The 22,384-nt window shown below is 69.1% G+C and carries 24 protein-coding genes and 2 tRNA genes; 14 read left to right on the forward strand and 12 right to left on the reverse strand.

What is annotated here, in order from left to right:
* Nucleotides 1-2: 2 nt before the first annotated feature.
* The 5 genes from AC1D2H_RS24265 to ygfZ form a co-directional block, all read right to left on the reverse strand.
* Complete coding sequence (locus AC1D2H_RS24265) at nucleotides 3-1,592, reverse strand: ShlB/FhaC/HecB family hemolysin secretion/activation protein (RefSeq protein WP_478012720.1); 1,590 nt, start codon at nucleotides 1,590-1,592, stop codon at nucleotides 3-5.
* Entirely contained in the window at nucleotides 1,592-4,855 is a 3,264-nt protein-coding gene (locus tag AC1D2H_RS24270; RefSeq protein ID WP_478012721.1) for a beta strand repeat-containing protein, read from the reverse strand. The genes AC1D2H_RS24265 and AC1D2H_RS24270 overlap by 1 nt, the downstream gene beginning before the upstream one ends.
* The gene (locus tag AC1D2H_RS24275; RefSeq protein ID WP_478012722.1) at nucleotides 4,852-7,005 is read right to left on the reverse strand and encodes a CHAT domain-containing protein; all 2,154 of its coding nucleotides are present in this window, start codon (nucleotides 7,003-7,005) and stop codon (nucleotides 4,852-4,854) included. Before AC1D2H_RS24275 ends, AC1D2H_RS24270 begins: the two co-directional genes overlap by 4 nt.
* A 95-nt stretch (nucleotides 7,006-7,100) precedes the next feature.
* Nucleotides 7,101-7,349 carry a DUF4936 family protein gene (locus AC1D2H_RS24280; RefSeq protein WP_478012723.1) on the reverse strand — a complete coding sequence of 83 codons (249 nt, stop codon included), beginning with the start codon at nucleotides 7,347-7,349 and terminating at the stop codon, nucleotides 7,101-7,103.
* Nucleotides 7,350-7,351: 2 nt separating this feature from the next.
* Nucleotides 7,352-8,230: a CAF17-like 4Fe-4S cluster assembly/insertion protein YgfZ gene (gene ygfZ / locus AC1D2H_RS24285; protein WP_478012724.1), complete on the reverse strand. Its 879-nt coding sequence runs from the start codon at nucleotides 8,228-8,230 to the stop codon at nucleotides 7,352-7,354.
* 57 nt (nucleotides 8,231-8,287) lie between these two features.
* On the opposite strand from ygfZ, the gene mltG reads away from it, so the two are divergent.
* From mltG to AC1D2H_RS24320, 7 genes are all read left to right on the forward strand, one after another.
* Complete coding sequence (gene mltG / locus AC1D2H_RS24290) at nucleotides 8,288-9,283, forward strand: endolytic transglycosylase MltG (RefSeq protein ID WP_478012725.1); 996 nt, start codon at nucleotides 8,288-8,290, stop codon at nucleotides 9,281-9,283.
* A gap of 106 nt (nucleotides 9,284-9,389) precedes the next feature.
* On the forward strand, nucleotides 9,390-10,007 hold the full coding sequence (gene tmk, locus AC1D2H_RS24295; RefSeq protein ID WP_478012726.1) for a dTMP kinase: 618 nt from the start codon (nucleotides 9,390-9,392) through the stop codon (nucleotides 10,005-10,007).
* Entirely contained in the window at nucleotides 10,001-11,008 is a 1,008-nt protein-coding gene (locus AC1D2H_RS24300) for a DNA polymerase III subunit delta' (RefSeq protein WP_478012727.1), read from the forward strand. The genes tmk and AC1D2H_RS24300 overlap by 7 nt, the downstream gene beginning before the upstream one ends.
* Nucleotides 11,009-11,068: 60 nt before the next feature.
* Nucleotides 11,069-11,461 (forward strand): PilZ domain-containing protein, encoded by a 393-nt coding sequence (locus AC1D2H_RS24305; RefSeq protein WP_477931578.1) that lies wholly within the window; start codon nucleotides 11,069-11,071, stop codon nucleotides 11,459-11,461.
* A complete protein-coding gene (locus AC1D2H_RS24310; RefSeq protein WP_478012728.1) occupies nucleotides 11,461-12,246 on the forward strand; it encodes a TatD family hydrolase in 786 nt (261 codons plus the stop codon). The genes AC1D2H_RS24305 and AC1D2H_RS24310 overlap by 1 nt, the downstream gene beginning before the upstream one ends.
* 5 nt (nucleotides 12,247-12,251) lie before the next feature.
* The gene (locus tag AC1D2H_RS24315) at nucleotides 12,252-12,944 is read left to right on the forward strand and encodes an ankyrin repeat domain-containing protein (RefSeq protein ID WP_478012783.1); all 693 of its coding nucleotides are present in this window, start codon (nucleotides 12,252-12,254) and stop codon (nucleotides 12,942-12,944) included.
* 116 nt (nucleotides 12,945-13,060) lie between these two features.
* Nucleotides 13,061-13,285: a hypothetical protein gene (locus AC1D2H_RS24320; RefSeq protein WP_477931546.1), complete on the forward strand. Its 225-nt coding sequence runs from the start codon at nucleotides 13,061-13,063 to the stop codon at nucleotides 13,283-13,285.
* 53 nt (nucleotides 13,286-13,338) lie between these two features.
* Here AC1D2H_RS24320 and efp read toward each other — a convergent pair whose 3' ends face one another.
* A complete protein-coding gene (efp, locus tag AC1D2H_RS24325) occupies nucleotides 13,339-13,893 on the reverse strand; it encodes an elongation factor P (RefSeq protein ID WP_478012729.1) in 555 nt (184 codons plus the stop codon).
* Nucleotides 13,894-13,989: 96 nt separating this feature from the next.
* Nucleotides 13,990-15,021 (reverse strand): elongation factor P maturation arginine rhamnosyltransferase EarP, encoded by a 1,032-nt coding sequence (gene earP / locus AC1D2H_RS24330; protein ID WP_478012730.1) that lies wholly within the window; start codon nucleotides 15,019-15,021, stop codon nucleotides 13,990-13,992.
* Between the two features lie 151 nt (nucleotides 15,022-15,172).
* Here earP and uvrC point away from each other — a divergent pair, with 151 nt between their 5' ends.
* The 7 genes from uvrC (at nucleotide 15,173) to AC1D2H_RS24365 (ending at nucleotide 21,076) form a co-directional block, all read left to right on the forward strand.
* Nucleotides 15,173-17,065 (forward strand): excinuclease ABC subunit UvrC, encoded by a 1,893-nt coding sequence (uvrC, locus tag AC1D2H_RS24335; protein WP_478012784.1) that lies wholly within the window; start codon nucleotides 15,173-15,175, stop codon nucleotides 17,063-17,065.
* Nucleotides 17,066-17,182: 117 nt separating this feature from the next.
* Nucleotides 17,183-17,710: a hypothetical protein gene (locus AC1D2H_RS24340; protein WP_478012731.1), complete on the forward strand. Its 528-nt coding sequence runs from the start codon at nucleotides 17,183-17,185 to the stop codon at nucleotides 17,708-17,710.
* A gap of 67 nt (nucleotides 17,711-17,777) precedes the next feature.
* Nucleotides 17,778-18,344 carry a CDP-diacylglycerol--glycerol-3-phosphate 3-phosphatidyltransferase gene (gene pgsA / locus AC1D2H_RS24345; RefSeq protein WP_439462939.1) on the forward strand — a complete coding sequence of 189 codons (567 nt, stop codon included), beginning with the start codon at nucleotides 17,778-17,780 and terminating at the stop codon, nucleotides 18,342-18,344.
* A 225-nt stretch (nucleotides 18,345-18,569) separates the two neighbouring features.
* Nucleotides 18,570-18,842, forward strand: coding sequence for an HU family DNA-binding protein (locus AC1D2H_RS24350; RefSeq protein WP_056201680.1), 273 nt, complete (start codon nucleotides 18,570-18,572; stop codon nucleotides 18,840-18,842).
* Between the two features lie 36 nt (nucleotides 18,843-18,878).
* Nucleotides 18,879-18,954: transfer RNA gene (locus AC1D2H_RS24355), tRNA-Val, on the forward strand.
* A 104-nt stretch (nucleotides 18,955-19,058) separates the two neighbouring features.
* A complete protein-coding gene (locus tag AC1D2H_RS24360) occupies nucleotides 19,059-20,972 on the forward strand; it encodes a SurA N-terminal domain-containing protein (RefSeq protein ID WP_478012732.1) in 1,914 nt (637 codons plus the stop codon).
* 28 nt (nucleotides 20,973-21,000) lie between these two features.
* A tRNA-His gene (locus AC1D2H_RS24365) sits at nucleotides 21,001-21,076 on the forward strand.
* Between the two features lie 113 nt (nucleotides 21,077-21,189).
* Here AC1D2H_RS24365 and AC1D2H_RS24370 read toward each other — a convergent pair.
* The 5 genes from AC1D2H_RS24370 to AC1D2H_RS24390 all read right to left on the reverse strand — a co-directional run bounded on the left by AC1D2H_RS24370 (nucleotide 21,190) and on the right by AC1D2H_RS24390 (nucleotide 22,367).
* Nucleotides 21,190-21,408 (reverse strand): hypothetical protein, encoded by a 219-nt coding sequence (locus AC1D2H_RS24370; protein WP_477931517.1) that lies wholly within the window; start codon nucleotides 21,406-21,408, stop codon nucleotides 21,190-21,192.
* A gap of 69 nt (nucleotides 21,409-21,477) precedes the next feature.
* Nucleotides 21,478-21,657 carry a hypothetical protein gene (locus tag AC1D2H_RS24375; RefSeq protein ID WP_478012733.1) on the reverse strand — a complete coding sequence of 60 codons (180 nt, stop codon included), beginning with the start codon at nucleotides 21,655-21,657 and terminating at the stop codon, nucleotides 21,478-21,480.
* Nucleotides 21,658-21,698: 41 nt separating this feature from the next.
* The gene (locus AC1D2H_RS24380; RefSeq protein WP_478012734.1) at nucleotides 21,699-21,965 is read right to left on the reverse strand and encodes a hypothetical protein; all 267 of its coding nucleotides are present in this window, start codon (nucleotides 21,963-21,965) and stop codon (nucleotides 21,699-21,701) included.
* The gene (locus AC1D2H_RS24385) at nucleotides 21,952-22,188 is read right to left on the reverse strand and encodes a hypothetical protein (protein ID WP_478012735.1); all 237 of its coding nucleotides are present in this window, start codon (nucleotides 22,186-22,188) and stop codon (nucleotides 21,952-21,954) included. The genes AC1D2H_RS24380 and AC1D2H_RS24385 overlap by 14 nt, the downstream gene beginning before the upstream one ends.
* Entirely contained in the window at nucleotides 22,185-22,367 is a 183-nt protein-coding gene (locus AC1D2H_RS24390; protein WP_477931513.1) for a hypothetical protein, read from the reverse strand. Before AC1D2H_RS24390 ends, AC1D2H_RS24385 begins: the two co-directional genes overlap by 4 nt.
* Nucleotides 22,368-22,384 lie beyond the last annotated feature (17 nt).

Below are 22,384 nucleotides of genomic sequence, written 5' to 3' on the forward strand. Positions count from 1 at the left end.
CGTCAGAGCTTGTAGGCCAGCTGCAGCAGCACGCCCTGGTCCTGCAGCGTCGCTCCGAGCTTGGCGCCCTGCAGGCGATGCGCCAGGCCCATGTCCAGCGTCCAGCCCTGCCAGCGGGCGCGGGCCTGCAGGCCCAGCGAGGACAGGGTGGTGCCCGGCTCGCCGACGTTGGCGGCGCGGCCCAGGTCGAGGAAGGGCGTGAGGCTCAGGGCCCAGCCGTCGGCCGCGTCCTGGCGCAGCGGGATCTCCAGCTCCAGATTGAGGACGCAGCCGCGGTCGCGCACCAGCTGGTTCTGGCGGAAGCCGCGCACCGTGCCCAGGCCGCCCAGGGCCAGCGCGTCCAGCGGCAGCAGGTGGTCGCTGGTGTGCTGCCAGCTCAGGCGGGCGCCCAGCTGAGCCGCGCGGTCGAAGAGCTGGCGGGTGTAGCTGGCCTGGGCGACCCAGAGCCCGAAGCGCCTGGCGGGCAAGGACGACGGCGGCAGCTCCGCCACGTCCTGCACATTGGTGTGGCCCCAGGCGTAGCTGGCGCGCAGGGCCAGCACCTGGGTCTCGCTGCGCCAGGCACCGCCCAGCCAACTGCGCCACAGCGTCTCGCGCAACTCGCCGTCGGGCACGCCCGGCGTGAAGGAGAAGGGCTGGCCGAGCAAGCTGGTGCGGTTGTCGCGGCTGAGCCAGGTCAGGCCGCCGTCGAGCTTGCGCGCCAGCGTTTCGGACCAGGTGTGGCTGATGCCCAGCTCACGGCTGGAGAGGCGGCTGCGGATGTCGAGCTGATCGACCGGCTCCTCGATGACAGAGGAGCTGCCGCGCTCCAGCCCCAGCTGCAGCTGAGTGTCGGTCAGACCCCAGGTCACCAGCGGCAGTTGCCAGTCCAGCCGGCCATGGCCACCCTGGCCGCCACGCTCGACCGGCGTCTGCAGCGTCAGGTCGAACTGATCACCCCGGCCGCTGAGGTTGCGCAGCGTGCCGGCCACGCCGGCGGCGGTCGAGCCGATGGAGGCGGGCCGGTAGTTGTTGGCGAAGACGCTTAAGCCCCAAGGCCGGCTGCGCTGCACGTCCACTTCCAGACGCGCCTCTCCCAGTTGTTCGCCGGGCACCAGGCGGGCGTTCATGCGCGCGATCTGCGGGTCGGCGAGCAGCAGCTGGTAGCGGTCGCGCATCTGGCCCATGTCGAGGATGGCGTCCTCGCGGCGCAGCAGCCGGGCGCCGACGTAGCGCTCATGCAGGCCGTCCATGCCGCGCAGGTCGACGGCGTTCAGCCGGCCCTCGATGACCTGGAAGACCAGTACGCCGTCGGCCAGGCGCTGCGGCAGCAGCAGGCCGGAGTTGACGTAGCCGCGGTCCACATACAGCCGCGTCAGCTGCTGGCGCAGGGCTTCCAGTTCGTCCACGCCGTTGACGCGGCCCACGTGCGGTGCGGCATGCGCCTGCAGCTCGGCGGTGGTGATGGCACGGTTGCCGCGGAACTCGATGGCGTCGACGCGCACCTGCAGCGGCGCGGCGGTGGCGCCTGCCAGGTCAGCGGGCAGGGGCGGCAGCGAGGGCTCGGCCGCCAAGGCCCCGGCACTCAGCAACAGCAGCAGGGCGGCGCGCATCAACGGCATGCTCCGGGCGAAAAAGCTGCCAGGGTGAGGGCGGTTGGGCGCGGGCCTGCCGTCGCGAGGGCGTCGATGCCCACCAGCCCGCGCATCGAGCCGGGCAGGCCGCCGCGACCGCCCGCCGCCAGCGAACTGCCGCCGCTGGTCAGGCAGGGGTTGCGGCCCAGGCCGCCCGTGTCGATGGGGCGGGCGTCCAGCGCGCTGAGGCTGCCCGACAGGTCCAGCACCGGGCTGGTGATGGCGATCACGCCGCTGACGCCATCAGGCGCCGCCGCCTGGATCACGTTGAGCCCGAACACGCCGGCCTTGAACTGCAGTGGCTGGTTGCCGCCGACGAACAGGCTGTTGCCGCTGGCGACCAGGCTGCGCACGTCCACCCGCACCAGCCCGCCGCTGGCCTGGGCCGCCGCGGTGTTGGCCTGGATGAAGCCGGTGCGCAGCAGCGCGGCATCGGCCTTGACGGCGATGTCGCCGCCGTTGCCCCGGCGGCCCAGCACCGAGGTGGTCAGCACGCTGTTGTCCAGCACCAGCAGGTGGCCGGCGTCCAGCGCGACCGCGCCGCCATTGCCCTCGTTGGCCGTCGTGGAGATGGCGCTGCGCAGCAGCCGCGTAGCGCTGCCGGTGCGGATGTCGATGCGGCTGGCGGCCACATTGCCGCTGGCGTCGGCGGTGATGGCGGCGTCGCTCATGGCCAGCTGATCGGCGCGCACGCTCAGCAGGCTGGGCTGCAGAGTGGCGGGGTTGGCGACCGTGGCCGCGTTGCTGGTGCCCAGGCTGGCGCCGTTGCTCAGGCTGAGCCGGCCGCTGGCCTGCACATCGATGCTGCCGACCTGGCCGCCTGAACCCACCGCCGCGGCCGCGCTGATGCCGGCGAGGGCGCCGTCGAAGCTGATGTCATGCGCCTGCACGCTGACGGTGCCGCCCGCGCCGCTGCCGAAGGTGGTGGTACCCAGCGACCCGGAGCGGGCGCTGAGGTCACCGCTCAGCTTCAGCTCCACATTGCCGCCGCGGCCGCGGCTGCCCGTGCCCGCCAGGCTGAGCAGGCTGGCGTGGTCCAGCAGCATCGAGGCCGCCTCCACCCGCACCAGGCCGGCATTGCCGGCCGACAGCGTGCTGCTGCTGATCAGGCTGTCGTTGGCGAGGCTGACCGCGCCGCTGGCCACCAGCCGGATGGCGCCGGCCTGGCCGCTGCCCTCGGGCAGGGCGCTGCGGCTGGCCATCGAGGCATGGTCCATCGCGATGCTGCCGGCGCTCACCGAGATGCTGCCGGCATTGCCGAGCTTTGAGTAGCTGCTGCTGTCGACCAGGCTGCCTTCGTCCAGCTTGAGCTGGGTGGGTGCGCTGATCTCGACGTTGCCGGCATCGCCCGCGCCCGCGCTGCTTGCCGTCGTGTAGATCAGCGACTGGCCGCCCAGGCTGATGCTCGGGGCCGCCACCTTGACCAGCCCGCCGCGGCCCGCGGCCTGGGTGCCCGAGCCGATGGACGCGCCGCTTGTCAGCGTGATCTGGTTGCTCGYCGCCACGTCGATGCCGCCTGCATTGCCCCGCCCCTCGTAGGTGGTGCTGGTGAGGAAGCTGCTGCTCAGGTTGACGGTCTGGGCGCGCAACTGGATGGCGCCGCCGTCGCTGTCGGAATAGGTGTTGGCCGAGACGTAGGAGCCGCCGCTAAGGCTGACCGTGCCCGTGGCCGTGAGCTGCACATTGCCGGCCGAACCCTGGTTGTCCAGCGAGCCGCTGGAGATGTAGCTGCCGTCAGACAGGCTGAGGTTGCGACCCGCGATGGCGATGCTGCCGGCGTTGCCGCCGGACAGGCCGCTGGTGACGATGTTGGTGCCGGCGCTCAAGCCCAGGTCGCCACCCAGGGTCAGGCTCACGTCGCCCGCCTGTGCGCCAGGGCCGATGGCCACGTTGGCGATGGAGGCTCCGCCGGCCAGATCCAGACCTGCGCCGGCCTTGACCTGGATGGCCCCGGTGCGGCCGGACGTTTGGGTGTAGGACAGCAGCTTGGTGCCGGCGTTGAGGCGGATGCCATTGGTCGCGGTCAGCAGCATGGCGCCGGCGTCGCCGGTGCCCGACAGCGCAGAGTTGGACAGATAGGCTTGGCTGGCCAGGTTGATGCTGCCGGCCGTCAGTGCGATGACGCCGCCGCTGCCGCTGCCATTGACGTCCGAGCTGATGCTGGCGCCGTTGGTGAGGAACAGGCCCTGGGGAGCGCTGACGATCAGGCCGCCGCCGTTGCCGTGGCTGCCGGGCTGGGTGTCGGTGTAGAGGTAGCCGCCGCCGTCCATCTGGACGCTGCCCGCCTGCACGGTGACGGTGCCGCCGGCCCCGCCGCCACGGGTGGAGGTGTAGACGTTGCCGCCATTGCTCAGGACGAGCGTGTCGGTGGCCTGCAGCAGCACGGCAGCGCCTTTGCCCGTGGTGCCGGCGCGCGCGAAGCTGGAAACGCTGGCGCCGCCGTCCAGGGCGATGGTGCCGGCGCTGAGGCTGATGAGGCCGGCGTCCTGGCCGCCGAGGTTGGAGGCACCGACCAGGGCGTCATTGCTGAGCACGATGAGGCCCGAAAGACCGGGCGTGGCACCGCTCAAGCCGAGGTCCATGGCCTGGGCACCCACGGCCGCGAGCCTCACGTTGCCGCTGCCGACCAGGGTGGCATGGTCGATGGCTATATCGCTTGCAACGATGCTGATGGCCTGCTGCGGGTTGGTGGCGATGACGGCGCCGTCCCTCACCTCGATCAGGCCGTGCTTGCCGCCCAGGAAGCCAAAAGCCTCGGGTGCGGCCGACGAGAACGTGCTCGCCTTGGACAGGTCGGCGTGGAAGCGGCTGCCGTCGCTGAAGCGCAGCGAGTCGGTCGTGCTGACATGGAAGGCGCCGGGCACGTCGATGCTGGTGCCGGCGCCGAACAGCACGCCGGCCGGGTTGATGAAGAAGAAGCTGGGCGTGCCCGATGCGGCCTGCAGGCTCAGCTTGCCGTAGATCAGCGAGGCATCGCCGCCGGTGACCCGGCTGATCACATTGGCGATGCCGGGCGTGCTGGTCGTGAAGGTGGCCGACTCGCCGGTGGCGAGGTTGAAGGTCTGGAAGCTGTGGAAGAGATTGCTGCCGGCAAGCTTGCCCAGCTGCTGGGTGATCAGATAGCTCGGCCCCTGCAGCGTCTGGGCCGACTGCCCCAGGCTGGCGTCGGTGCGGATCTGGGCCAGCGCGGGCAGGGCAGCGCAGGCGAGGGCCAATGAGAGAGAGGACGGTAGGTACTTCACAGCCAGTTCCCGATCAGCGTGAAGGGCGCCCAGAAGAAGGGGTGGGCGAACTGAGGCTTGGCGAGCAGCTCGCGCTGGGCCTGGCGCAGCGCCTGGGCCTTGCTCGTGTGGCCTTCGGCCAGGCCGCCGTAGAAGCGCTGCATCAGCGCCACGGCGGCGTCGTCGTCCACCGGCCACAGCGTGCCCAGCACGCTCTTGGCGCGGGCGCGGATGGCCGCACCCGAGATGCCCAGCGGCGCACGCTCGTTGCCCTCGGCGGTCTCGCAGGCCGACAGGGTCAGCAGCTCCAGCGGCTGGCGGCGCAGCGCATCGGCGCCCAGCAGCTGCTGCAGACCGTCCAGCGTGAGCAGGTCGTCATAGGCCAGCATGAAGCTGCTGCGCGCATCGCCACCGAACACGCCATGCGAGGCCACATGGAGCACGCGATAGCGCCCCGAGCGCGCCGCGCGGCTGAAGGCATCGACGGTGAAGCCCGAGTTCAGCAGCTGCTCGCCCGGCAGCAGCCGGCCCAGCGCCGTGATCTCGCGGCTCACGCCCGGCAGGGCCAGGGACTCGCGCAGCGAGCGCGGCGTGCCGTCGGTCTGGGCGACCAGATCCTGGCCGGTGCGGGTCAGCATGAGCTTGTCCACCACCGGCCCGAAGTCGGACACGCCGGCCAGCAGGTTGCTGGCAAGCTGGGCCTTGGGCGCGGTGGTGTTGGTCATCGACAGCCCGGCCATGCTGCCCAGGGCGTACTTCTCGATGGCGAAACGCTGGCCGTCGTGCAGGGCGCCGAAGGGCACCATGCGCAGCGCACCGTCGGGCACCAGCACCAGCGTGTCGGCCTGCAGCTCGTTCAGCAGCCCCTCCAGCGGGCGCAGCAGCCGGTCGTAGAGCCGCTGAGACAGCGGCAGGAAGCCGGCGCCCTGGTCGCGCAGCTGCTTGGCGAAGCGGCCGGCCAGGTCGCGCATGTCGTCGCGCGCAAAAGGCTGGCTCACGCGGCGCAGGCCCTGGGTGGTCTCGACGAGCAGCTCCAGCCGCCGCGGCAGCAGCACGGCATGGATCACCGCCGTGCCCGCCGGGATGACGGTGGCGCTGCCGCCCTTGACCGCGTCGACGGCGCAGCGGTCGCCGAGGAAGTCCTGCATCTCGGTCTGGCGCAGCAGCTCCACCGCGTCGCGTGCCCGGCGCAGCAGCGCGCCCGCGCGGTCGGGCGGCAGGCCCTCGGAGGCGTCCAGCAGGCTCTCGGCCAGGCTCAGGTAGATGGGCTCGAACCAGCGGCCGTAGGAGGAACTGCCGTCGTCCAGTTCGATGGGGATGTCGGCGCGCAGGGCCTCCAGCCGGTCGGCGGCGCGCTGGTAGGCGGCCAGCGCGGCGCCGGCCTGGCCCTGGGCCTTGTGGAGGCGCGCATTGCGCCATTCGAGCTCGATGGCCAGTTCACCCACGCTGGCGACGGGTTGGCCGGCCAGCGCCGCCAGGCCGGCGTCGTCCAGGCTCAGCGCCTCGGCGAAGCGGCCCTGGGATTCATAGAGGCCGGCCAGGCCGTCCAGCGCGTCGAGCTGGGCGCGGCTGCCCGGCGCGGCGGCGCGGCGCGCCTGCTCCAGGCTGCGCCAGGCCAGCTCGGTGGCCCCGAGAGCCTGGGCCTGGCGGCCGACGCCGACGAGCAGCGCGGCATCGCCCTGGGCGGCGACGGCGGGGGCCAGGGCCTGCAGGGCCGGCAGGCGTTCGGCTTCGGGCGCGATGAGGGCCAGGTTCAGTGCCGCGGCCAGGCGCACGCGCGCATCGCCCGAGCGTGCAGCCTCGGCCAGATAGCTTGCTGCGGCGGCGTCACGATCGCGGGCGGCCAGCCGGCCCAGTTCCAGCGCATAGGCCGCGCGGGGCTCGCCTTGCGCCAGTTGGTAGGCCTGGGTCAGCGCTGCCCGGGCTTCGTCGAAGCGCCGCTCCTGGGCCAGCGTCAGGCCCAGTTCCGCCGCGGCCCGCATGCGCTGCTGCGGGTTTGTCGCGGCCTTGGCGGCGGCCGTCAGCAGGGCCAGGGCTTGGTGGGTCTGCCCGGCGCGGCGCCACTGCGCGCCCTGGGCGATGCGGGCCTCGAAGTCATCCGCAGCGGCGCAGGCGCAGGCCGACGCAACGAGTGCGAGGAGGACCCACAACCCACGGAGCATCTCCCTCATGCCGCCCGACCCCCAGAAGTCCGGGCGAGGGTAGCCGTTTGCGGGACCTCAGGCCAGGGCCTGGTGGACCTGTGAAACCCCCGCAACGGGGGGCTTCAGCCCAGCATCTCGAAACGTTCGACCTTGCGCTCGCTGGCCAGCCAGGGCGTCATCGCCGCGGCGACCTGCGGCTCGCGGTGCCCCCAGCCCTCGGGATAGATCTCCATCCACGTCCATTGGCCGTCCGCGTTCGGCTCGGGCCGCTGCAGCAGTTCGATGGGCGCCTCGACGCGCGCCTTGCGGAAAGCGATCAGGGCCGACTCGACGTTGTCGGCGGCGACGCGGTAGTAGACGTAGAGCTGCACGGTCAGTCTTGGGGCGGAATCTCGTAGGGCAGGGTGCGTGGGCGCAACTGGGCTCCCGTGGCGCTGCCCAGATGCAGGCTGCCGCCCTCCAGTGCCGCCAGCTTGATCTCCGCGGCGATGGCCGTGCGGCCGTCCTTGGCGCCGCTGCTGGCGACGATGCCGGCCGGCTGCTCGGGGTCGGCGTTGTGGAAGATCTCCTGGCCGATGGTGGCCGCCGCATCGGTCTCGAAGACCTGCAGCCGGCGCTTCAGCGTGCCGCGGTACTGGCTGCGCGCGACGATCTCCTGGCCCGGGTAGCAGCCCTTCTTGAAGTTGACGCCGCCCAGCACCTCGAAATTGATCATCTGCGGCACAAAAGCCTCGACGGTGGCGCCGCGCACCCAGGCCACGCCGGCCTCGGCTTCGGCAAACGCCCAGTCATCGGCCGTCATCGCTGCACCCGCCGGCGCGGGCGCATCGGCCGGCTGCACACGAAGCGCGCGACCCGAGCCTGGCAGGGCGATCTGCACCGCATCGCCATCGCGGGCCAGCATCCAGGCCTCGGTGGCCGGCGTGCCGAGCAGCCCGTAGACCGCGAACTCGGCGCTGGCGTCGCTGAGCTTGCACTTGGCACGCATGACGAACATGGACAGGCGCTTCAGCGTGGCCGCCAGCGTCTCGGCCGGCAGGGCCAGCAGGATCTCTTCCTCGCCGCCACGCCAGCCCACCAGCGTCGCCAGCAGCCGGCCCTTGGCCGTGCAGAAGCCGGCCAGGCGGGCGTGATCGCGGTCGAGCAGGGCGAAGTCCTGGGTCAGCTGGCTGTGCAGGAAGCTGGCGGCGTCGGCGCCCTGGGCGCGGATGACGCCCCAGTCGGCGAGGCGGAGTTGGGAGGCTTGGGACATGGCGGGAATTATCATCGGCCCCCTTTTCACCGGGCCATTCACAGGTCATCACAGGGCATGAAGTGGTTGTTGCGAGCGCTGCTCGTCTTGTTGTTGATCGCCGGCCTGGCCGCAGGCGCCGTCTGGCAGTGGCTGCGCAGCCCGCTGAGCCTGGCCACGCCGTCGGTGGAACTGTCCGTCGAGCCGGGCACCAACCCGGCCGAAGTGGCCCGCGCCTGGGTGGGCGCCGGTGTGCAGACCGATGCCCGTTTCCTTTACCAGTGGTTCAGATGGTCGGGCCAGGCCAAGCAGATCCGCGCCGGCAGCTATGAGGTCCACGCCGGCATCACGCCGCGCGAACTGCTGGACAAGATGGTGCGCGGTGACCAGATCCTGGAGCAGCTGCGCCTCATCGAAGGCTGGAACTGGCGCCAGGTGAGGGCGGCCCTGGCCGCCGCGCCGCAGCTGAGGCCCAAGACGGCGCAGATGAGCGATGCCGACATCATGGCGGCGCTGGGCGAGCCCGGCGTGGCGCCGGAGGGCCGCTTCTTCCCCGACACCTATGCCTACAGCCGCGGTGTCAGCGACCTGACCGTGCTCAAGCGCGCCCATGCGGCCATGCGGGGGCGCCTGGCGGCAGCCTGGAGCAAGCGATCGAGCGACCTGCCGCTGAAGTCGGCCGACGAGGCGCTGATCCTGGCTTCCATCGTCGAGAAGGAAACCGGTGTGTCCTCAGACCGCTCCAAGGTCGCGGCCGTCTTCGTGAACCGGCTGCGCGTCGGCATGCCGCTGCAGACCGACCCCACCGTCATCTACGGCCTGGGCGAGGCCTTCGACGGCAATCTGCGCAAGCGCGACCTGCTGGCCGACACGCCCTACAACAGCTACACCCGCGGCGGCCTGCCGCCCACGCCCATCGCCATGCCGGGCGCGGCCTCGCTGCAAGCGGCGCTGAACCCGGCGCCCATCAAGGCGGTCTACTTCGTCGCCCGCGGCGACGGCAGCAGCGAATTCAGCGATGACCTCGCCGCGCACAATCGCGCGGTCAACAAATACCAACGTGGCGGCAAGTGAAACAGATGCGATCAGCGTACCGGCGGGCCGAGCGCCGGGCCGCCCCTAGCCGGCCCGCCATCCCCTCGGGGGATCGGCCGGCGTACTCGACGGACGAGGGGTGGACATGACTGCTGGTCGGTTCATTTCATTCGAGGGCATCGACGGTGCCGGCAAATCCACCCACATCCAGGCGGTGGCCGACTGGTTCCGCACCCGCGGCGCCGATGTGCAACTGAGCCGCGAGCCGGGTGGCACGCCGCTGGCCGAGACGCTGCGCGACATCGTGCTGAAGGAGCCCATGGGCTCGCTGACCGAGCTGCTGCTGATGTTTGCCGGCCGGCGTGACCATGTCGAAACCGTCATCAAGCCGGCGCTGGCCGCCGGCAAGACGCTGCTCTGCGACCGCTTCACCGATGCCAGCTTTGCCTACCAGGGCGGCGGCCGCGGCCTGCCGCTGACCGTGCTGGACCCGCTGGCCGATTGGGTGCAGGAAGGCACCGAGCCCGAGCTGACGCTGTGGTTCGACCTGCCGGCCGAACAGGCTGCGGCTCGTCGCGCCAGTGCCCGTAAGGCCGACCGCATCGAGCAGCAGGACCTGGCGTTTTTCGAGCGCGTGCGTGCCGGCTATGCGGCCCGCGCGGCCAAGGCGCCGGGCCGCATCGTGCGTATCGACGCCAGCGGCTCCGTCGAGCAGGTGGGCGCGAAGGTGCTCGCCGTGCTGGCCGAGCGCTATCCATGCTGAACGCCGATCTCCCCTGGCTGCAGGCGCCGCTGACCGACGCCCTGGCGCGGGCGCGTTCGCATGCGCTGCTGGTGCAGGGGCCGGCCGGCGTCGGCCAGCTCGAACTGGCCGTCAAGCTGGCGCAGAGCTGGCTCTGCGAAGCCCGCGCCGAGGGCCAAGCGGCCTGCGGCCACTGCGCCAGCTGCAAGCTGTTTGCCAGCGGCACCCACCCGGACTTCCAGCTTTTGATGCCGGAAGCCCTGGATGCCTCCGCGCGCGAGTCTCTCGGCCTGCCTTTCGAGGAACCCGACGCGCCCAAGGCCGGCAAGGCCAAGCCCAGCAAGGAAATCAAGGTCGAGGCGGTGCGCAACCTGCTCGCCTTCGCCCAGGCGACATCGGCGCGCGGCCGGGCCAAGGTGGTCGTCATCTTCCCGGCCGAAGCGCTGAACGGCATCGCGGCCAATGCCTTGCTGAAGACGCTGGAGGAGCCCTCCGGCCTGCTGCGCTTCGCGCTGGCCAGCCATGACAGCGCCGCGCTGTTGCCCACCATCCGCAGCCGCTGCCAGCCGCTGCCGTTGCCGCTGCCCGAGCGCGCAGCCGCGCTGGCCTGGCTGGCGTCCAAGGGCGTCGACGGCGCCGAGGGCCTGCTCGACGCCACCGGCGGCCGGCCGCAGCAGGCGCTGGCCTGGCACGAGGCCGGCCTGACCGACGCCGCCTGGCAGGCCCTGCCCAAGCGGGTCGCCCGCGGCGAAGTGGCCGCCCTGTCGGATTGGGCGCCGCCGCGCGCCATCGACGCGCTACAGCGCCTGTGCCACGACCTGGTGCGCCGCAGCCATGGCCGGCCGGGCCAGTTTTTTGCCGCCACCTCCCTGCCATCGCCGAAGCGTCCGGCGCCGCTGCTGGCCTGGGATGCCGAACTGCGCCGCGCGTCCCGCCATGCCGAACACCCGCTGAACGCCGGGCTGTGGATAGAGGCTCTCGTCGCACAAGCCCAGACTGCCATCTCGGCCGCGGCGCGCTGACTACACTCGGACCTCATGAGCGACGACACCTCCAAGCCCGCGCAGTTCCAGCCCAGCAAGATGAGCGGCAACCTGCCTTTGCCCACGGTGGGCGGCGTGGGGGCATCGTCCGGTGCGCGGCCCAGCGTCATCCAGCTCGTCTTCCGCGAGAAGTCGGCGCTGTATGCCGCCTACATCCCGGCCTTCGCCGAGGGCGGCCTGTTCGTGCCGACGACGCGCGACTACAAGCTCGGCGAGGACGTCTATCTGCTGCTGGCCCTGCCCGAGGACAACCAGCGCTACCCCGTCGCTGGCAAGGTGGCCTGGCTGACGCCGGCCAATGCTTCGGGCGGCCGCACCCAGGGCGTGGGTGTGCGCTTCCCCGGCGACGAGAAGACGCGGCTGATCCGCGTGCGCATCGAGGAAATCCTGGGCACGGCGATCTCGTCGAGCAAGCCCACGCAAACGCTCTGATGTTCATTGACTCGCATTGCCACCTCAGCTTCCCCGAGCTGAAGCAAAACCTCCCGGCCATCCTGGCCGACATGCAAACGGCCCAGGTCGAGCAGGCCATCTGCATCTGCACGCAGATGGAGGAGTTCGAGGCGGTGCATGCGCTGGCCCTCGAACACGCTCAGCTGTGGGCGACCGTCGGCGTGCATCCCGACACCGAGGACATGCGCGAACCCGACGTGGCCGAGCTGGTGGGCCTGGCGGCGCTGCCACGTGTCGTCGCCATCGGCGAGACGGGGCTGGACTACTACCGCCTGAACGGCCGCAGCATCGACGACATGGAGTGGCAGCGCGAGCGCTTCCGCACCCATATCCGCGCCGCGAAGCAGGCCGCCAAGCCCCTGGTCATCCATACCCGCTCCAGCGCGGCCGACACGCTGCGCGTGCTGGACGAGGAGGGCGGCGAACAGGCCGGGGGTGTCTTCCATTGCTTCACGGAGACGGCCGAGGTGGCCCTGGCGGCCGTCGAGCGCGGCTACTACATCTCGTTTTCGGGCATCGTCAGCTTCAAGAACGCCCAGGACCTGCGCGACCTGCTGAAGCTGCTGCCGCTGGACCGGGTGCTGATCGAGACCGACAGCCCCTATCTCGCCCCCGTGCCCTACCGCGGCAAGACCAATTCGCCGGCCTATGTGCCCCACGTCGCGAAGGCGGTGGCCGATGCGCTGGGCTTGCCGGTGGCGGAACTGGCGGCGCGCACGACGGCGAACACGCGGCGGCTGTTCGGCCTGCCGGAGGGCGCTTGAACCGCATGAACCGCATGAAGCGGGGGCTGACCGCGCTGGCCTTGCTGGCCTCCATGGCCGTCCAGGCAGCGACCATCGACGACTTCGTCACCGCCGCCGAGCTGAACGACCCGCGGACCGTGCTGGGCCTGCTGCTCAAGGGCGTGGACCCCAACCAGGCCGACTCGCGCGGCCGCAAGGCCATCTTCATTGCCGTGCGCGAGGAGTCGCTGCGCGCGCTGGACAGCCTGCTGGCCTCGCCGCTGACGCAGGTGGACGAGGCCAATGCCCAAGGTGAGACGCCACTGATGATTGCCGCCGTGCGCGGCTCGCTGCCGGCCGTGCAGGCCCTGGTGAAGCGCGGCGCGGCCGTCAACCGCAAGGGCTGGACGCCGCTGCATTACGCCTGCAGCGGGCCGGACAACGGCGTCGCGGCCTTCCTCATCGCCCAGGGCGCCGAACTCAATGCGCGCTCCGAGAACGGCACGACGCCGCTGATGATGGCGGCGCGCTACGGCAACAGCGATCTCGTGCCCCTGCTCATCCAGGCGGGCGCCGAACCGCGCGCGGCCAACGAACAGGAGCTGACGGTGGCCGACTTTGCCGAGCGCGGTGGCCGTGACGTGATGGCCAAGGAGCTGCGCCGCCTGATCAAGGAGCGCCAGCAGCGCGCGGCCGCAGCGGCAGCTTCAGCAAGAAGCGCCAGCAGCGCCAACTAGTTCTCGCCCTGAGGGCCGTGTAGGGAAAAGTCTTACAGCGCCTAGGGCGCTGAGCCGACTGTTGCGCCGAGGCGGCGCTGCCTACAGTGGAGTCATCGTCAAACACGAGGCCCACCATGCTGTCCACCACCCCGAATCTGGCTGACCCTTTCGCGATGCTGATCGCCCCCGAGGCGGTGATGAACGCCATCGAGCGCTCCGACCGCCTGGCCCGCCTGCAAAGCCGCGTCTATCGTCCGCTGGACCGGCCCTGGATTCCCGTCAAGGGCAGCGCCGCCGATTTCGACAGCGAGATCGACGCCGAATTGGAAGTTCCCGACCTTTCTGACGACGCCGAATAAAGCAAAACGCCCGCTTGAAGCGGGCGTTCTGTTGTGAGGCCGCGGCCGTCGCGTCAGACGCGCTTGCGGTACTCGTGGGTGCGGGTGTCGATTTCGATCTTGTCGCCGTTTTCGACGAACGCCGGCACGGAGATTTCGAAACCAGTGCCCTTCAGGCGAGCAGGCTTCATGACCTTGCCCGAGGTGTCGCCCTTGGCGGCCGGCTCGGTCTCGATCTCGCGAACGACGCTGGTGGGCAGTTCGATGGAGATGGCCTTGCCGTCGTAGAAGGTCACTTCGACGGCCATGCTGTCTTCCAGGTAGGACAGCGCGTCGCCCATGTTCTCGGACTCGACTTCGTACTGGTTGTACTCGGTGTCCATGAAGACATACATCGGGTCGGCGAAGTAGGTGTAGGTGCAGTCCTTCTTGTCGAGGATGATCTGCTCCATCTTGTCATCGGCCTTGAAGACCAGCTCGGCGCCGGCGCCGTTCAGCAGGTTCTTCATCTTGATGCGCACGGTGGCGGCACCGCGACCACCACGGCTGTATTCGGTCTTCAGGACGACCATCGGGTCCTTGCCCTGCATGATCACATTGCCGGCGCGGATTTCTTGAGCGAGTTTCATGGTGAATTGCGGTGTGAGGCGCCGGATATTCCGGCTGGACGGCGCACCAGACTCCAGGAGAACCCGTCTCGGGTTGGCGCGGCAAAGCCCGACATTCTAGCTGGAAACCCCTAAGAAGCCCTGCAATTGCGCCAGCAGATCGGGCTGAGCCGCCAATTGCGCACGCCACTTCGGGGCGTGGCTGGCCGCCATTTCCAGCCCGCGGAGCGAGTCGGGCAGGGCGGCCAGGCCGTTCCAGCCGCGCCAGACTTCACGCCAGCCGGAAGGCAGTTCGGCGCGCGCCATGAAGGCCTCGAGCTTGGCGTGGTGGGCGTTGTCGTCTTGAGGGTAGATATGCCAGACGAAGGGCTTGCCGGCCCACTGCGCGCGGACGAATGAATCCTCGCCGCGCACGAAGTTCAGGTCGCAGGCCCACAGCAGGCGGTCGTAGTCGTCCTGGGGCAGATACGGCAGGGCGATGGTGCGCAGGCCGGGGCGATCGCGGATCTGCGCCTGCAGCGGCCCGGGGCAGGCGAGCAGCAGCGTCGGCTGGGTAGCCAGCGTGTCCAGCAGCGCAGGCAGGGCCGGGTTGGCATAGGCGAACAGGCTGACGACGCGCTCGCCCGGCCGAGCCGCCCAGCCGCGGGCGGCCAGCCAGGCGGGGCCGTCGAAAGCCGCCTGGCGATCGAGCAGGTCCGGCTCGCGCAACAAGCCGCCGGTGCGCGGCGTGAAGCCCGGGTAGAAGAAATGCTTGGTCAGCCCGGCACCCGGGCCGCTGAACTGCGGCGAGGCGAGGCCGTGGCTGCGCTCCACATAGTCCTCAGCGCTGAGGTATTCGAGGTTGATCCAGCGTGGTGCGGGTTGGCGCGCGGCCATGCGGGCGACGAAGGCCGGTGGCAGCTCGCAGCCGAAGGCTTCGATGACGACGTCGCCAGGTTGCGCGGCCACCTCGCCGTCGGGCCAGGCAAGCACTTCGACCGCTGCGGGGCGCTCGGGCGCCATCCAGGCCAGTGCCGAGGCATCGTCGACCCAAAGCCGCACCGCGTCGCCGCGCCCGGCCAGGTCGCGCGCGAGCCGCCAGCAGACGCCGAGGTCGCCATGGTTGTCGATGACGCGGCAGAAGATGTCCCAAAGCATCGGCGCTCTCATGGGCCAATTCTCCCAGGCCACAATTCCCTGCATGTCGAGCACGACCCCTTCCAACACCGAAGCCGTTGACCAGCAGCAGGCCTCGAACGAAAAAGATCTGGCCGCCGAGCGCGCGGTCATCGAAGCCGCCGAGAAGCAGCGCGGCGCCGAAATGGAGGCCGCCGCCCGCGAGGCCCGCGAGCGCCTGCAGGCCGAAGTCAATGCCCTGCCGCCCCTGCCGGGTGTCTATCGCTATTTCGATGCCCGGGATGAGGTGCTCTATGTCGGCAAGGCCAAGGACCTGAAGCGCCGCGTCAGCAGCTACTTCCAGAAGAACCACGGCGGCACCCGCATCGGCCTGATGGTCGCGCGCATCGCCCGCATGGAGACGACGGTCGTGCGCACCGAGGCCGAGGCCCTGCTGCTGGAAAACAACCTGATCAAGACGTTGAACCCGCGCTTCAACATCCTGTTCCGGGACGACAAGAGCTACCCCTATCTGAAGATCACCTCGCACGCCTGGCCGCGCATGGCCTATTACCGCGGGGCGGTCGACAAGCGGCATCACTATTTCGGGCCCTTCCCGAGCGCCTGGGCGGTGAAGGAGTCCATCCAGCTGATGCAGAAGGTGTTCAAGCTGCGAACCTGCGAGGACAGCGTCTTCAACAACCGCAGTCGGCCCTGCCTGCTGCACCAGATCAAGCGCTGCTCCGGGCCCTGCGTGCCGGCGGGGCAGACCGGCGAGTACGCACGCGATGTGCAGAGCGCCGAAGCCTTCCTGCGCGGCGAGACCGACGAGGTGATGGCCTCGCTGCAGCAGCAGATGGGCGCCTACGCCGAGCGCTTCGAGTACGAGCTGGCGGCGGAGGTGCGCAACCAGATCCAGGCGCTGTCCAAGGTGCTGCAGCAGCAGGTCATCGAGGAGAGCAGCGCGACGGGTCGCGACCGCGATGTGGACATCCTGGCCGTGAAGGTGCAGGGGGGGCGGGCCTGCGTCAACCTCGCGATGGTGCGCGGTGGCCGGCATCTGGGCGACCGCGCCTTCTTCCCCAAGCATGTCGACGATGCGACGGCGATCCGCCTCGACGACGAGGAAGTGGTGTCGGCCGAGCGCCAGGTGCTCGAGGCCTTCATGGCCCAGCACTATCTCGCGTCGCCGGTGCCCGGGCTCATCATCGTCAGCGAAGCGGTCGACGCCAGCCTGGCCGAGGCGCTGGCCCAGCAGCTCGGCAGCCGCGTCACCGTGCAGGCCCAGCCGCGCGGCCAGCGGCGCATCTGGCAGGAGATGTGCATCAAGGGCGCCGAACTGGCGATCGCCCGCCTGCTGGCCGAGGAGGGCTCGCAGCAGGCTCGCACGCGCGCACTGGTCGAGTCGCTGGACCTGTCGGTGGTCGAGATCAACAAGTTCCGCGTCGAATGTTTCGACATCAGCCACACGGCTGGCGAAGCGACGATGGCGAGTTGCGTCGTCTTCGAGAACCACCAGATGCAGAGCAGCCAGTACCGGCGCTACAACATCGAGGGCATCACCGGCGGCGACGACTACGCCGCCATGCGCCAGGTGCTGACGCGCCGCTACAGCAAGATGGCCGAGGCGGCCCAGCTCGGCACCGGCCGCCTGCCCGACCTGGTGCTGGTGGACGGGGGCCGCGGCCAGGTCAGCATGGCGCGCGAAGTCTTCGAGGAACTCGGGCTGGACCTGGGGCTGATCGCCGGCGTCGAGAAGGGCGAGGGCCGCAAGGTCGGGCTGGAGGAGCTGGTATTTGCCGACGGCCGTGAAAAGGTCTACCTTGGCCGTGATTCGGCCGCGCTGATGCTGATTGCGCAGATCCGTGACGAGGCCCACCGTTTCGCCATCACCGGCATGCGCGCCAAGCGCGCCGCCACGCGCACGGGGGGGTCGAGGCTGGAGGACGTGCCGGGCGTCGGCCCGAAGAAGCGCGCCCAGCTGCTGCAGCGCTTTGGCGGCGTGCGCGGCGTGGCGGGGGCGAGCGTGGACGAGTTGTGCGGCGTCAAGGGCATCTCACGGGAACTCGCCGAAGAAATCTACCGCGCGCTGCACTAGGTACAGAACGCTTACCCTGCGTTGCATTGCGCTACGGCTACGGCGGTTGCGGCGAGAAATCCGTCGCACCTCGTGCCGGGTACGAGCCAGAACAATTCGAGCCATGAGGAGAACGCCGTGCCCACCATCGCCCCTTTGAAGCGCGCCGCCCGCTGGCTGATCGGCCCGCTGCTGGCCGGCTGCGCGGCAGCGCCGCGTGCGCCGGCGCCTGCGGTGCCCACCGACGGCATTCCACGCGCCGTGGTTCTCGAGCCTGCCCCGCAGCCTTCGCCCACCGTGGTGGCGGCCCCGAAGCCCGCCGGCTTGCCGCCGCCCAAGCCAGTACGCACGCAGGCGGAGCTGCGCCACCAGGCCGCCGAGCGCCTCGTCATGGCCAACCCTGAGGGCAGCTTCATGACGAAGGCGCCTTCGCATGTGCTGAGCGTCGTGGTGCTGGAAATCGAGGTCAAGGCCGACGGCAGCGTGCGCCGCGTCAACGTGGTCCGGCCACCCCGGTTTGCGCCGGAAACACTGCAGCTGGCCATCGACGCCATCCACCGCGCCGCCCCCTTTGGCGACGTGCGGCGCATGCCCGAGCCCTGGAAGTTCACCGAGACCTTTCTTTTCGAGGAAGACCGACGCTTCAAGCCGCTCAGCCTGAACTGAGGGCTGGCCGCCACAGTCGCGACTGCGGCGCCCCAGAAGTGGGCGTCGACATGGGCACAATGCCGGCATGTTCCTGACGCTGCCGACTCTGCTGACCTGGGCTCGCATCGTGGCGATCCCGCTGATCGTCGGCGTCTTCTATCTGGAAATGACGCCGGCGCACCAGAACCTGTTTGCGACGGTGCTGTTCGTTGTCGTGGCGCTGACCGACTGGCTGGACGGCTATCTGGCGCGCAAGCTCAACCAGACCTCCTCCTTCGGCGCCTTCCTCGACCCGGTGGCCGACAAATTCCTGGTCTGCTCGGCCTTGCTGATCCTGCTGGAACTCGGCCGCGTCAACGCCTTTGTCGCTCTCGTCATCGTCGGCCGCGAGATCGCCATCTCCGCGCTGCGCGAATGGATGGCCCAGATCGGCGCCTCGCGCAGCGTCGCCGTGCACATGGTCGGCAAGCTCAAGACGACCGTGCAGATGGTCGCCATCCCCTTCCTGCTCTATGACGGCCAGCTCTTCGGCCTCATCCCGACCCGGCTCTGGGGCACCTGGCTGATCTATGCCGCCGTGGTGCTGACCATCTGGTCCATGGTCTATTACCTGCAGAAGGCCCTGCCGGAAATCCGCGCCAAAGCCCGCTGAGACGCTGTTCCGACGCACGTCGGACACCGAGTTGTATCGGGACTTTTCCCGCCCTGCCCAGCGCCGGACGCGCGTCTAGAATCCGCTTCCCCGCGCGCGCCTTGGCCGTTTGTCGTCGGCCTGTCACAGGCTGCGCAGTGCGCGGGATCGACATCTGCAACGCAGTCCTGCGCCCCTCACGGTGCAGGGCTCAACAGTCCGCTGAATCGTCATGAGGGGGCACGAGTGAACAAGTCAGAATTGATCGAGCACATCGCCAAGCAGGCCGACATCTCCAAGGCCGCTGCAGGCCGCGCGCTCGAAGCCGTGATCGGCGGCGTCAAGACGACGCTGAAGAAGAATGGCACCGTTTCGCTGGTGGGCTTCGGCACCTTCAGCATCACCAAGCGCGCCGCGCGCGCCGGCCGCAACCCGCGTACCGGCGATACGATCAAGATCAAATCGGCCAAGGTGCCCAAGTTCAAACCCGGCAAGGCGCTCAAAGACGCCGTGAACTGAACCTTCAGCCGGTCCCGCGATTTCCCGGTTTCTCCCGGGCGCTTAGCTCAGTTGGTAGAGCACCTCCCTTACACGGAGATTGTCGGCGGTTCGAGCCCGTCAGCGCCCACCACCCGACCCCAGGGCGGCGTCCGCCGTCTCGCATTTAGAATGCGACTCCCTCGAAGGCGAACCTCGGTTCGCCTTCGTCGCGTTTGATCCTCAAGGCTCCTCGAGATGTTTGAATTCGTCCGCCAGCACAACCGCCTGCTCCAGTTCCTGTTGACGCTGCTGATCCTGCCGTCCTTCGCCTTCGTCGGCATGCAGGGCTATACCAGCATGATGGGTGGCGCCAATACCGCCGTGGCGAGCGTCGATGGCCGCAAGATCACCCAGGGTGAATGGGAAGTTGCACAACGCGACCAGGCCGAGCGCATCCGGCGCCAGAACCCGGGCGTGGACCCCAAGCTGCTGGACACGCCGGAAGTGAAGCGCCAGGCGCTTGAAGGCCTGGTTACCGAGCGCACGCTCAAGGCCGCTGCCGAACATCAGCATTTCAGCGTCAGTGATGAACGTCTCGACGCGCTGTTCAAGCGCGACCCGCAGTTCGCCTTCATGCGCAACCCCGACGGCTCGGTCAACAAGGCCATCCTGGCTGCCCAGGGCATGAATTCGGCCATCTTCCTGGAGAAGCTGCGCCAGGACATGTCGCTGCGCCAGGTCACGTCGGGTGTCGAGTCTTCCGCCGTCGCTGCGGCCGCCAACGCCAAGCTCGCTTTCGACTCGTTGCTGCAGCAGCGCGAAGTGCAAGTGCAGCGCTTCGACATCAAGGACTTCGCGGCCAAGATCAACCCGAGCGATGCCGACATCGAGGCCTTCTACAAGGAATCGGCCAACGCCAACAAGTTCCAGCTGCCCGAATCGGCCCAGATCCAGTACGTCGTGCTCGACCTGGAAGCGCTGAAGAAGGACGTCAAGTTCAGCGAAGACGACCTGCAGAACTACTACAAGGAAAACGCCGCGCGCTACGGCGTGCCCGAAGAGCGTCGCGCCAGCCACATCCTCATCAAGGTGGAGCGCAGCGCCTCGGCCGAGGAGCACGCCAAGGCCAAGGCCAAGGCGGAGGAGATCCTGGCCCAGGTTCGCAAGAACCCGGCCGAGTTCGCCGCGCTGGCCAAGAAGAATTCCCAGGACGAGGGTTCGGGCGCCAATGGCGGCGACCTCGACTTCTTCAGCCGCGGCGCCATGGTCAAGGAGTTCGACGCTGCCGTCTACGCGATGAAGCAGGGCGAGATCAGCAACCTCGTCGAGACCGATTTCGGTTATCACATCATCCAGCTGACGGGCACCCGCGGCGGCGACAAGAAGCCCTTCGAGGCCGTGCGCGCCGAGGTCGAGAACGAGGTGCGCAAGCAGCTCGCCCAGCGCCGCTATTCCGAGGCCGCCGAGCAGTTCGGCAACCTCGTCTACGAGCAGTCCGACAGCCTGCAACCCGCCGCCGACAAGCTCAAGCTGCAGCTCCAGACCGCCACCGTGCAGCGCCAGCCCCTGCCGGGTGCCGCCGGCCCGCTCGCGTCGCCCAAGCTGCTGGAAGCCGTCTTCGGCAACGACGCGCTGCGCAACAAGCGCAACACCGAAGCGGTCGAGACCGGTACGAGCCAGCTCGTGTCGGCCCGCATCGTCCAGCACAACCCGGCCCGTGTGCCGCCGCTGGCCGACGTGAAGGTCAAGGTGCGCGACCAGCTCGTCAGGAAGCTCGCCACCGAGCAGGCCAAGAAGGCCGGCGAAGCGCGCCTGGCGGCGCTCAAGGCCAACCCGGCCGACACCGCCGGCCTGGAAGCCGCGGTTTCCGTGTCGCGCGCCAAGCCGCAGAACCTGACGCGTGGCCAGCTCGAAGCCGTGCTCGGCGCCGATGCCGCCAAGCTGCCGGCCGTCGTCGGTGTGGCTGCCGAAGATGGTGGCTATGTCGTCGTGCGCATCAACCAGCTCCAGCCGCGCGACGCCGCCATCATCGACGACAAGCGCGCCGCCCAGCAATATTCCGGCGCCTGGGCCCGTGCCGAAGGCCAGGCCTATCTGGCCGCGCTGAAGTCGCAGTACAAGGCCGCCATCAAGGTCGAGGCACCGGCCTCCGCGGCCAGCGCACCCTGATTTATCGGTTATACTTTTTGGCTCTGCGGTGGCTGTAGCTCAGTTGGTAGAGTCCAGGATTGTGATTCCTGTCGTCGTGGGTTCGAGTCCCATCAGCCACCCCAAATAAAGCAAGGACCTGGAAGCGAAAGCCTCCAGGTCCTTTTTCTTTGTCTGCGGTCATGTAGCGCCGAGCCTGAACCCACTTCGGTGTCACCTTGAGGCCTGCTCAAGGAGATCAAGCTCGAGGCAAAAGGCACGCCGCTTCTTGCATGGCCTTTCGATAGTCGGAGAACGCCGCTGCCAGGCGATTGCCAAACCCCGGGCCGGTGGCGACGCTCATGACCAGGTTCCCGTCGCCATCGCGGGCGCGGATCAGTCCTGGGGCCTGCTCAAAAGCCAGCTGGCCGACGCCTGGCACTGGGCCAAAGCTGCGATTGAAATCAAACAACGCCATGGTCTTCTCCCACTCTGGCATTGAACTCGGCTACGGTGTCCCGTAGGGCGCAACGACGGGACGGCGTCGTCAGATGAAACGGATGTGGCGCCCCTCGAAGCTCTCGAAGATGTCGCGCCATGACTCCCCGTTGAGTTCTTCGGTCTCAACGGCGTGCAAGAACTGAACTTTCCTAAACTCATCGCGCATGGCCTCTGGCCACTGTTCGTTGTGGGTCCGGTCGATAGTGCGACGCTCGGCGAGGTGCATGGCGTTCTCCTGGTGGCTTTCTGGATTTGTTGGCGGCTGGTTCATTGCGTCGCCAGTGTCTGAATGCGCTTCATRCCATCAAGCCGGTCAGCGCGTATGCCGACAGGCCCGTGCGCAGGCCATTGCTGCATGGCCGGCGCATTGAACGCCGCGGCGAGTCGTGGCCCGAAGAGCGGATCGATGGAAAACGCCATCACCAGGTTCCCGTAGGTGTCGCGGCCGCTGATCCGCCCGATGGCGCTGTCAAAGGCCCATTGGCTGACGCCGGCGTCCGAGCCGCGGTCACGGTTTACTTCAAGCAATGCCATGGTCTTCTCCTGACTTGGTGTTGAACTGGGCAACGGTGTCCTGCCACTCGTCCCGGTCGCTGTCCTTGACCTCGGCGACGGCAGCGGGAAGTTCCTCGAAGCGCCTGGCCTGGGCCTCTCGCCTCAGCCTGGCGCGTTCTTCGACCCGCTTGGCCCGGGCCACGAAACGCTTGGGCAACTTTTCCAGCAGTGCCGCGAAACCCACCGGGGTGTTGGGCTTCACAGCACCGTTCGGAGCACGTCGAGCTCCGTGCCTTCCCAGGCTTTTTCGTCCGCCGGGAGGGTGATGCAATGCCGCGCGGCTTCCGTTTCCCAGGCGCGCAGCTGGCTGACGGTGATGCGCAGCACTTCGGCGCTCGCCCAACGAAAGTCGTCGGGAGCGGGTGGGGATTGAACTTGCATGACGGCTCCTGTTTCGA

The organism is Roseateles sp. P1_C1_2, from assembly GCF_056406535.1.

Excerpts from the sequence above, each read along its gene's own strand:
- AC1D2H_RS24265 (WP_478012720.1), bottom strand. The coding sequence starts at position 1,592 with ATGCGCGCCGCCCTGCTGCTGTTGCTGAGTGCCGGGGCCTTGGCGGCC.
- AC1D2H_RS24275 (WP_478012722.1), bottom strand. The coding sequence starts at position 7,005 with ATGAGGGAGATGCTCCGTGGGTTGTGGGTCCTCCTCGCACTCGTTGCG.
- ygfZ (WP_478012724.1), bottom strand. The coding sequence starts at position 8,230 with ATGTCCCAAGCCTCCCAACTCCGCCTCGCCGACTGGGGCGTCATCCGC.
- mltG (WP_478012725.1), top strand. The coding sequence starts at position 8,288 with ATGAAGTGGTTGTTGCGAGCGCTGCTCGTCTTGTTGTTGATCGCCGGC.
- tmk (WP_478012726.1), top strand. The coding sequence starts at position 9,390 with ATGACTGCTGGTCGGTTCATTTCATTCGAGGGCATCGACGGTGCCGGC.
- AC1D2H_RS24300 (WP_478012727.1), top strand. The coding sequence starts at position 10,001 with ATGCTGAACGCCGATCTCCCCTGGCTGCAGGCGCCGCTGACCGACGCC.
- AC1D2H_RS24305 (WP_477931578.1), top strand. The coding sequence starts at position 11,069 with ATGAGCGGCAACCTGCCTTTGCCCACGGTGGGCGGCGTGGGGGCATCG.
- AC1D2H_RS24310 (WP_478012728.1), top strand. The coding sequence starts at position 11,461 with ATGTTCATTGACTCGCATTGCCACCTCAGCTTCCCCGAGCTGAAGCAA.
- AC1D2H_RS24315 (WP_478012783.1), top strand. The coding sequence starts at position 12,252 with ATGAACCGCATGAAGCGGGGGCTGACCGCGCTGGCCTTGCTGGCCTCC.
- AC1D2H_RS24320 (WP_477931546.1), top strand. The coding sequence starts at position 13,061 with ATGCTGTCCACCACCCCGAATCTGGCTGACCCTTTCGCGATGCTGATC.
- efp (WP_478012729.1), bottom strand. The coding sequence starts at position 13,893 with ATGAAACTCGCTCAAGAAATCCGCGCCGGCAATGTGATCATGCAGGGC.
- earP (WP_478012730.1), bottom strand. The coding sequence starts at position 15,021 with ATGAGAGCGCCGATGCTTTGGGACATCTTCTGCCGCGTCATCGACAAC.
- uvrC (WP_478012784.1), top strand. The coding sequence starts at position 15,173 with ATGGAGGCCGCCGCCCGCGAGGCCCGCGAGCGCCTGCAGGCCGAAGTC.
- pgsA (WP_439462939.1), top strand. The coding sequence starts at position 17,778 with ATGTTCCTGACGCTGCCGACTCTGCTGACCTGGGCTCGCATCGTGGCG.
- AC1D2H_RS24360 (WP_478012732.1), top strand. The coding sequence starts at position 19,059 with ATGTTTGAATTCGTCCGCCAGCACAACCGCCTGCTCCAGTTCCTGTTG.
- AC1D2H_RS24370 (WP_477931517.1), bottom strand. The coding sequence starts at position 21,408 with ATGGCGTTGTTTGATTTCAATCGCAGCTTTGGCCCAGTGCCAGGCGTC.
- AC1D2H_RS24375 (WP_478012733.1), bottom strand. The coding sequence starts at position 21,657 with ATGCACCTCGCCGAGCGTCGCACTATCGACCGGACCCACAACGAACAG.
- AC1D2H_RS24390 (WP_477931513.1), bottom strand. The coding sequence starts at position 22,367 with ATGCAAGTTCAATCCCCACCCGCTCCCGACGACTTTCGTTGGGCGAGC.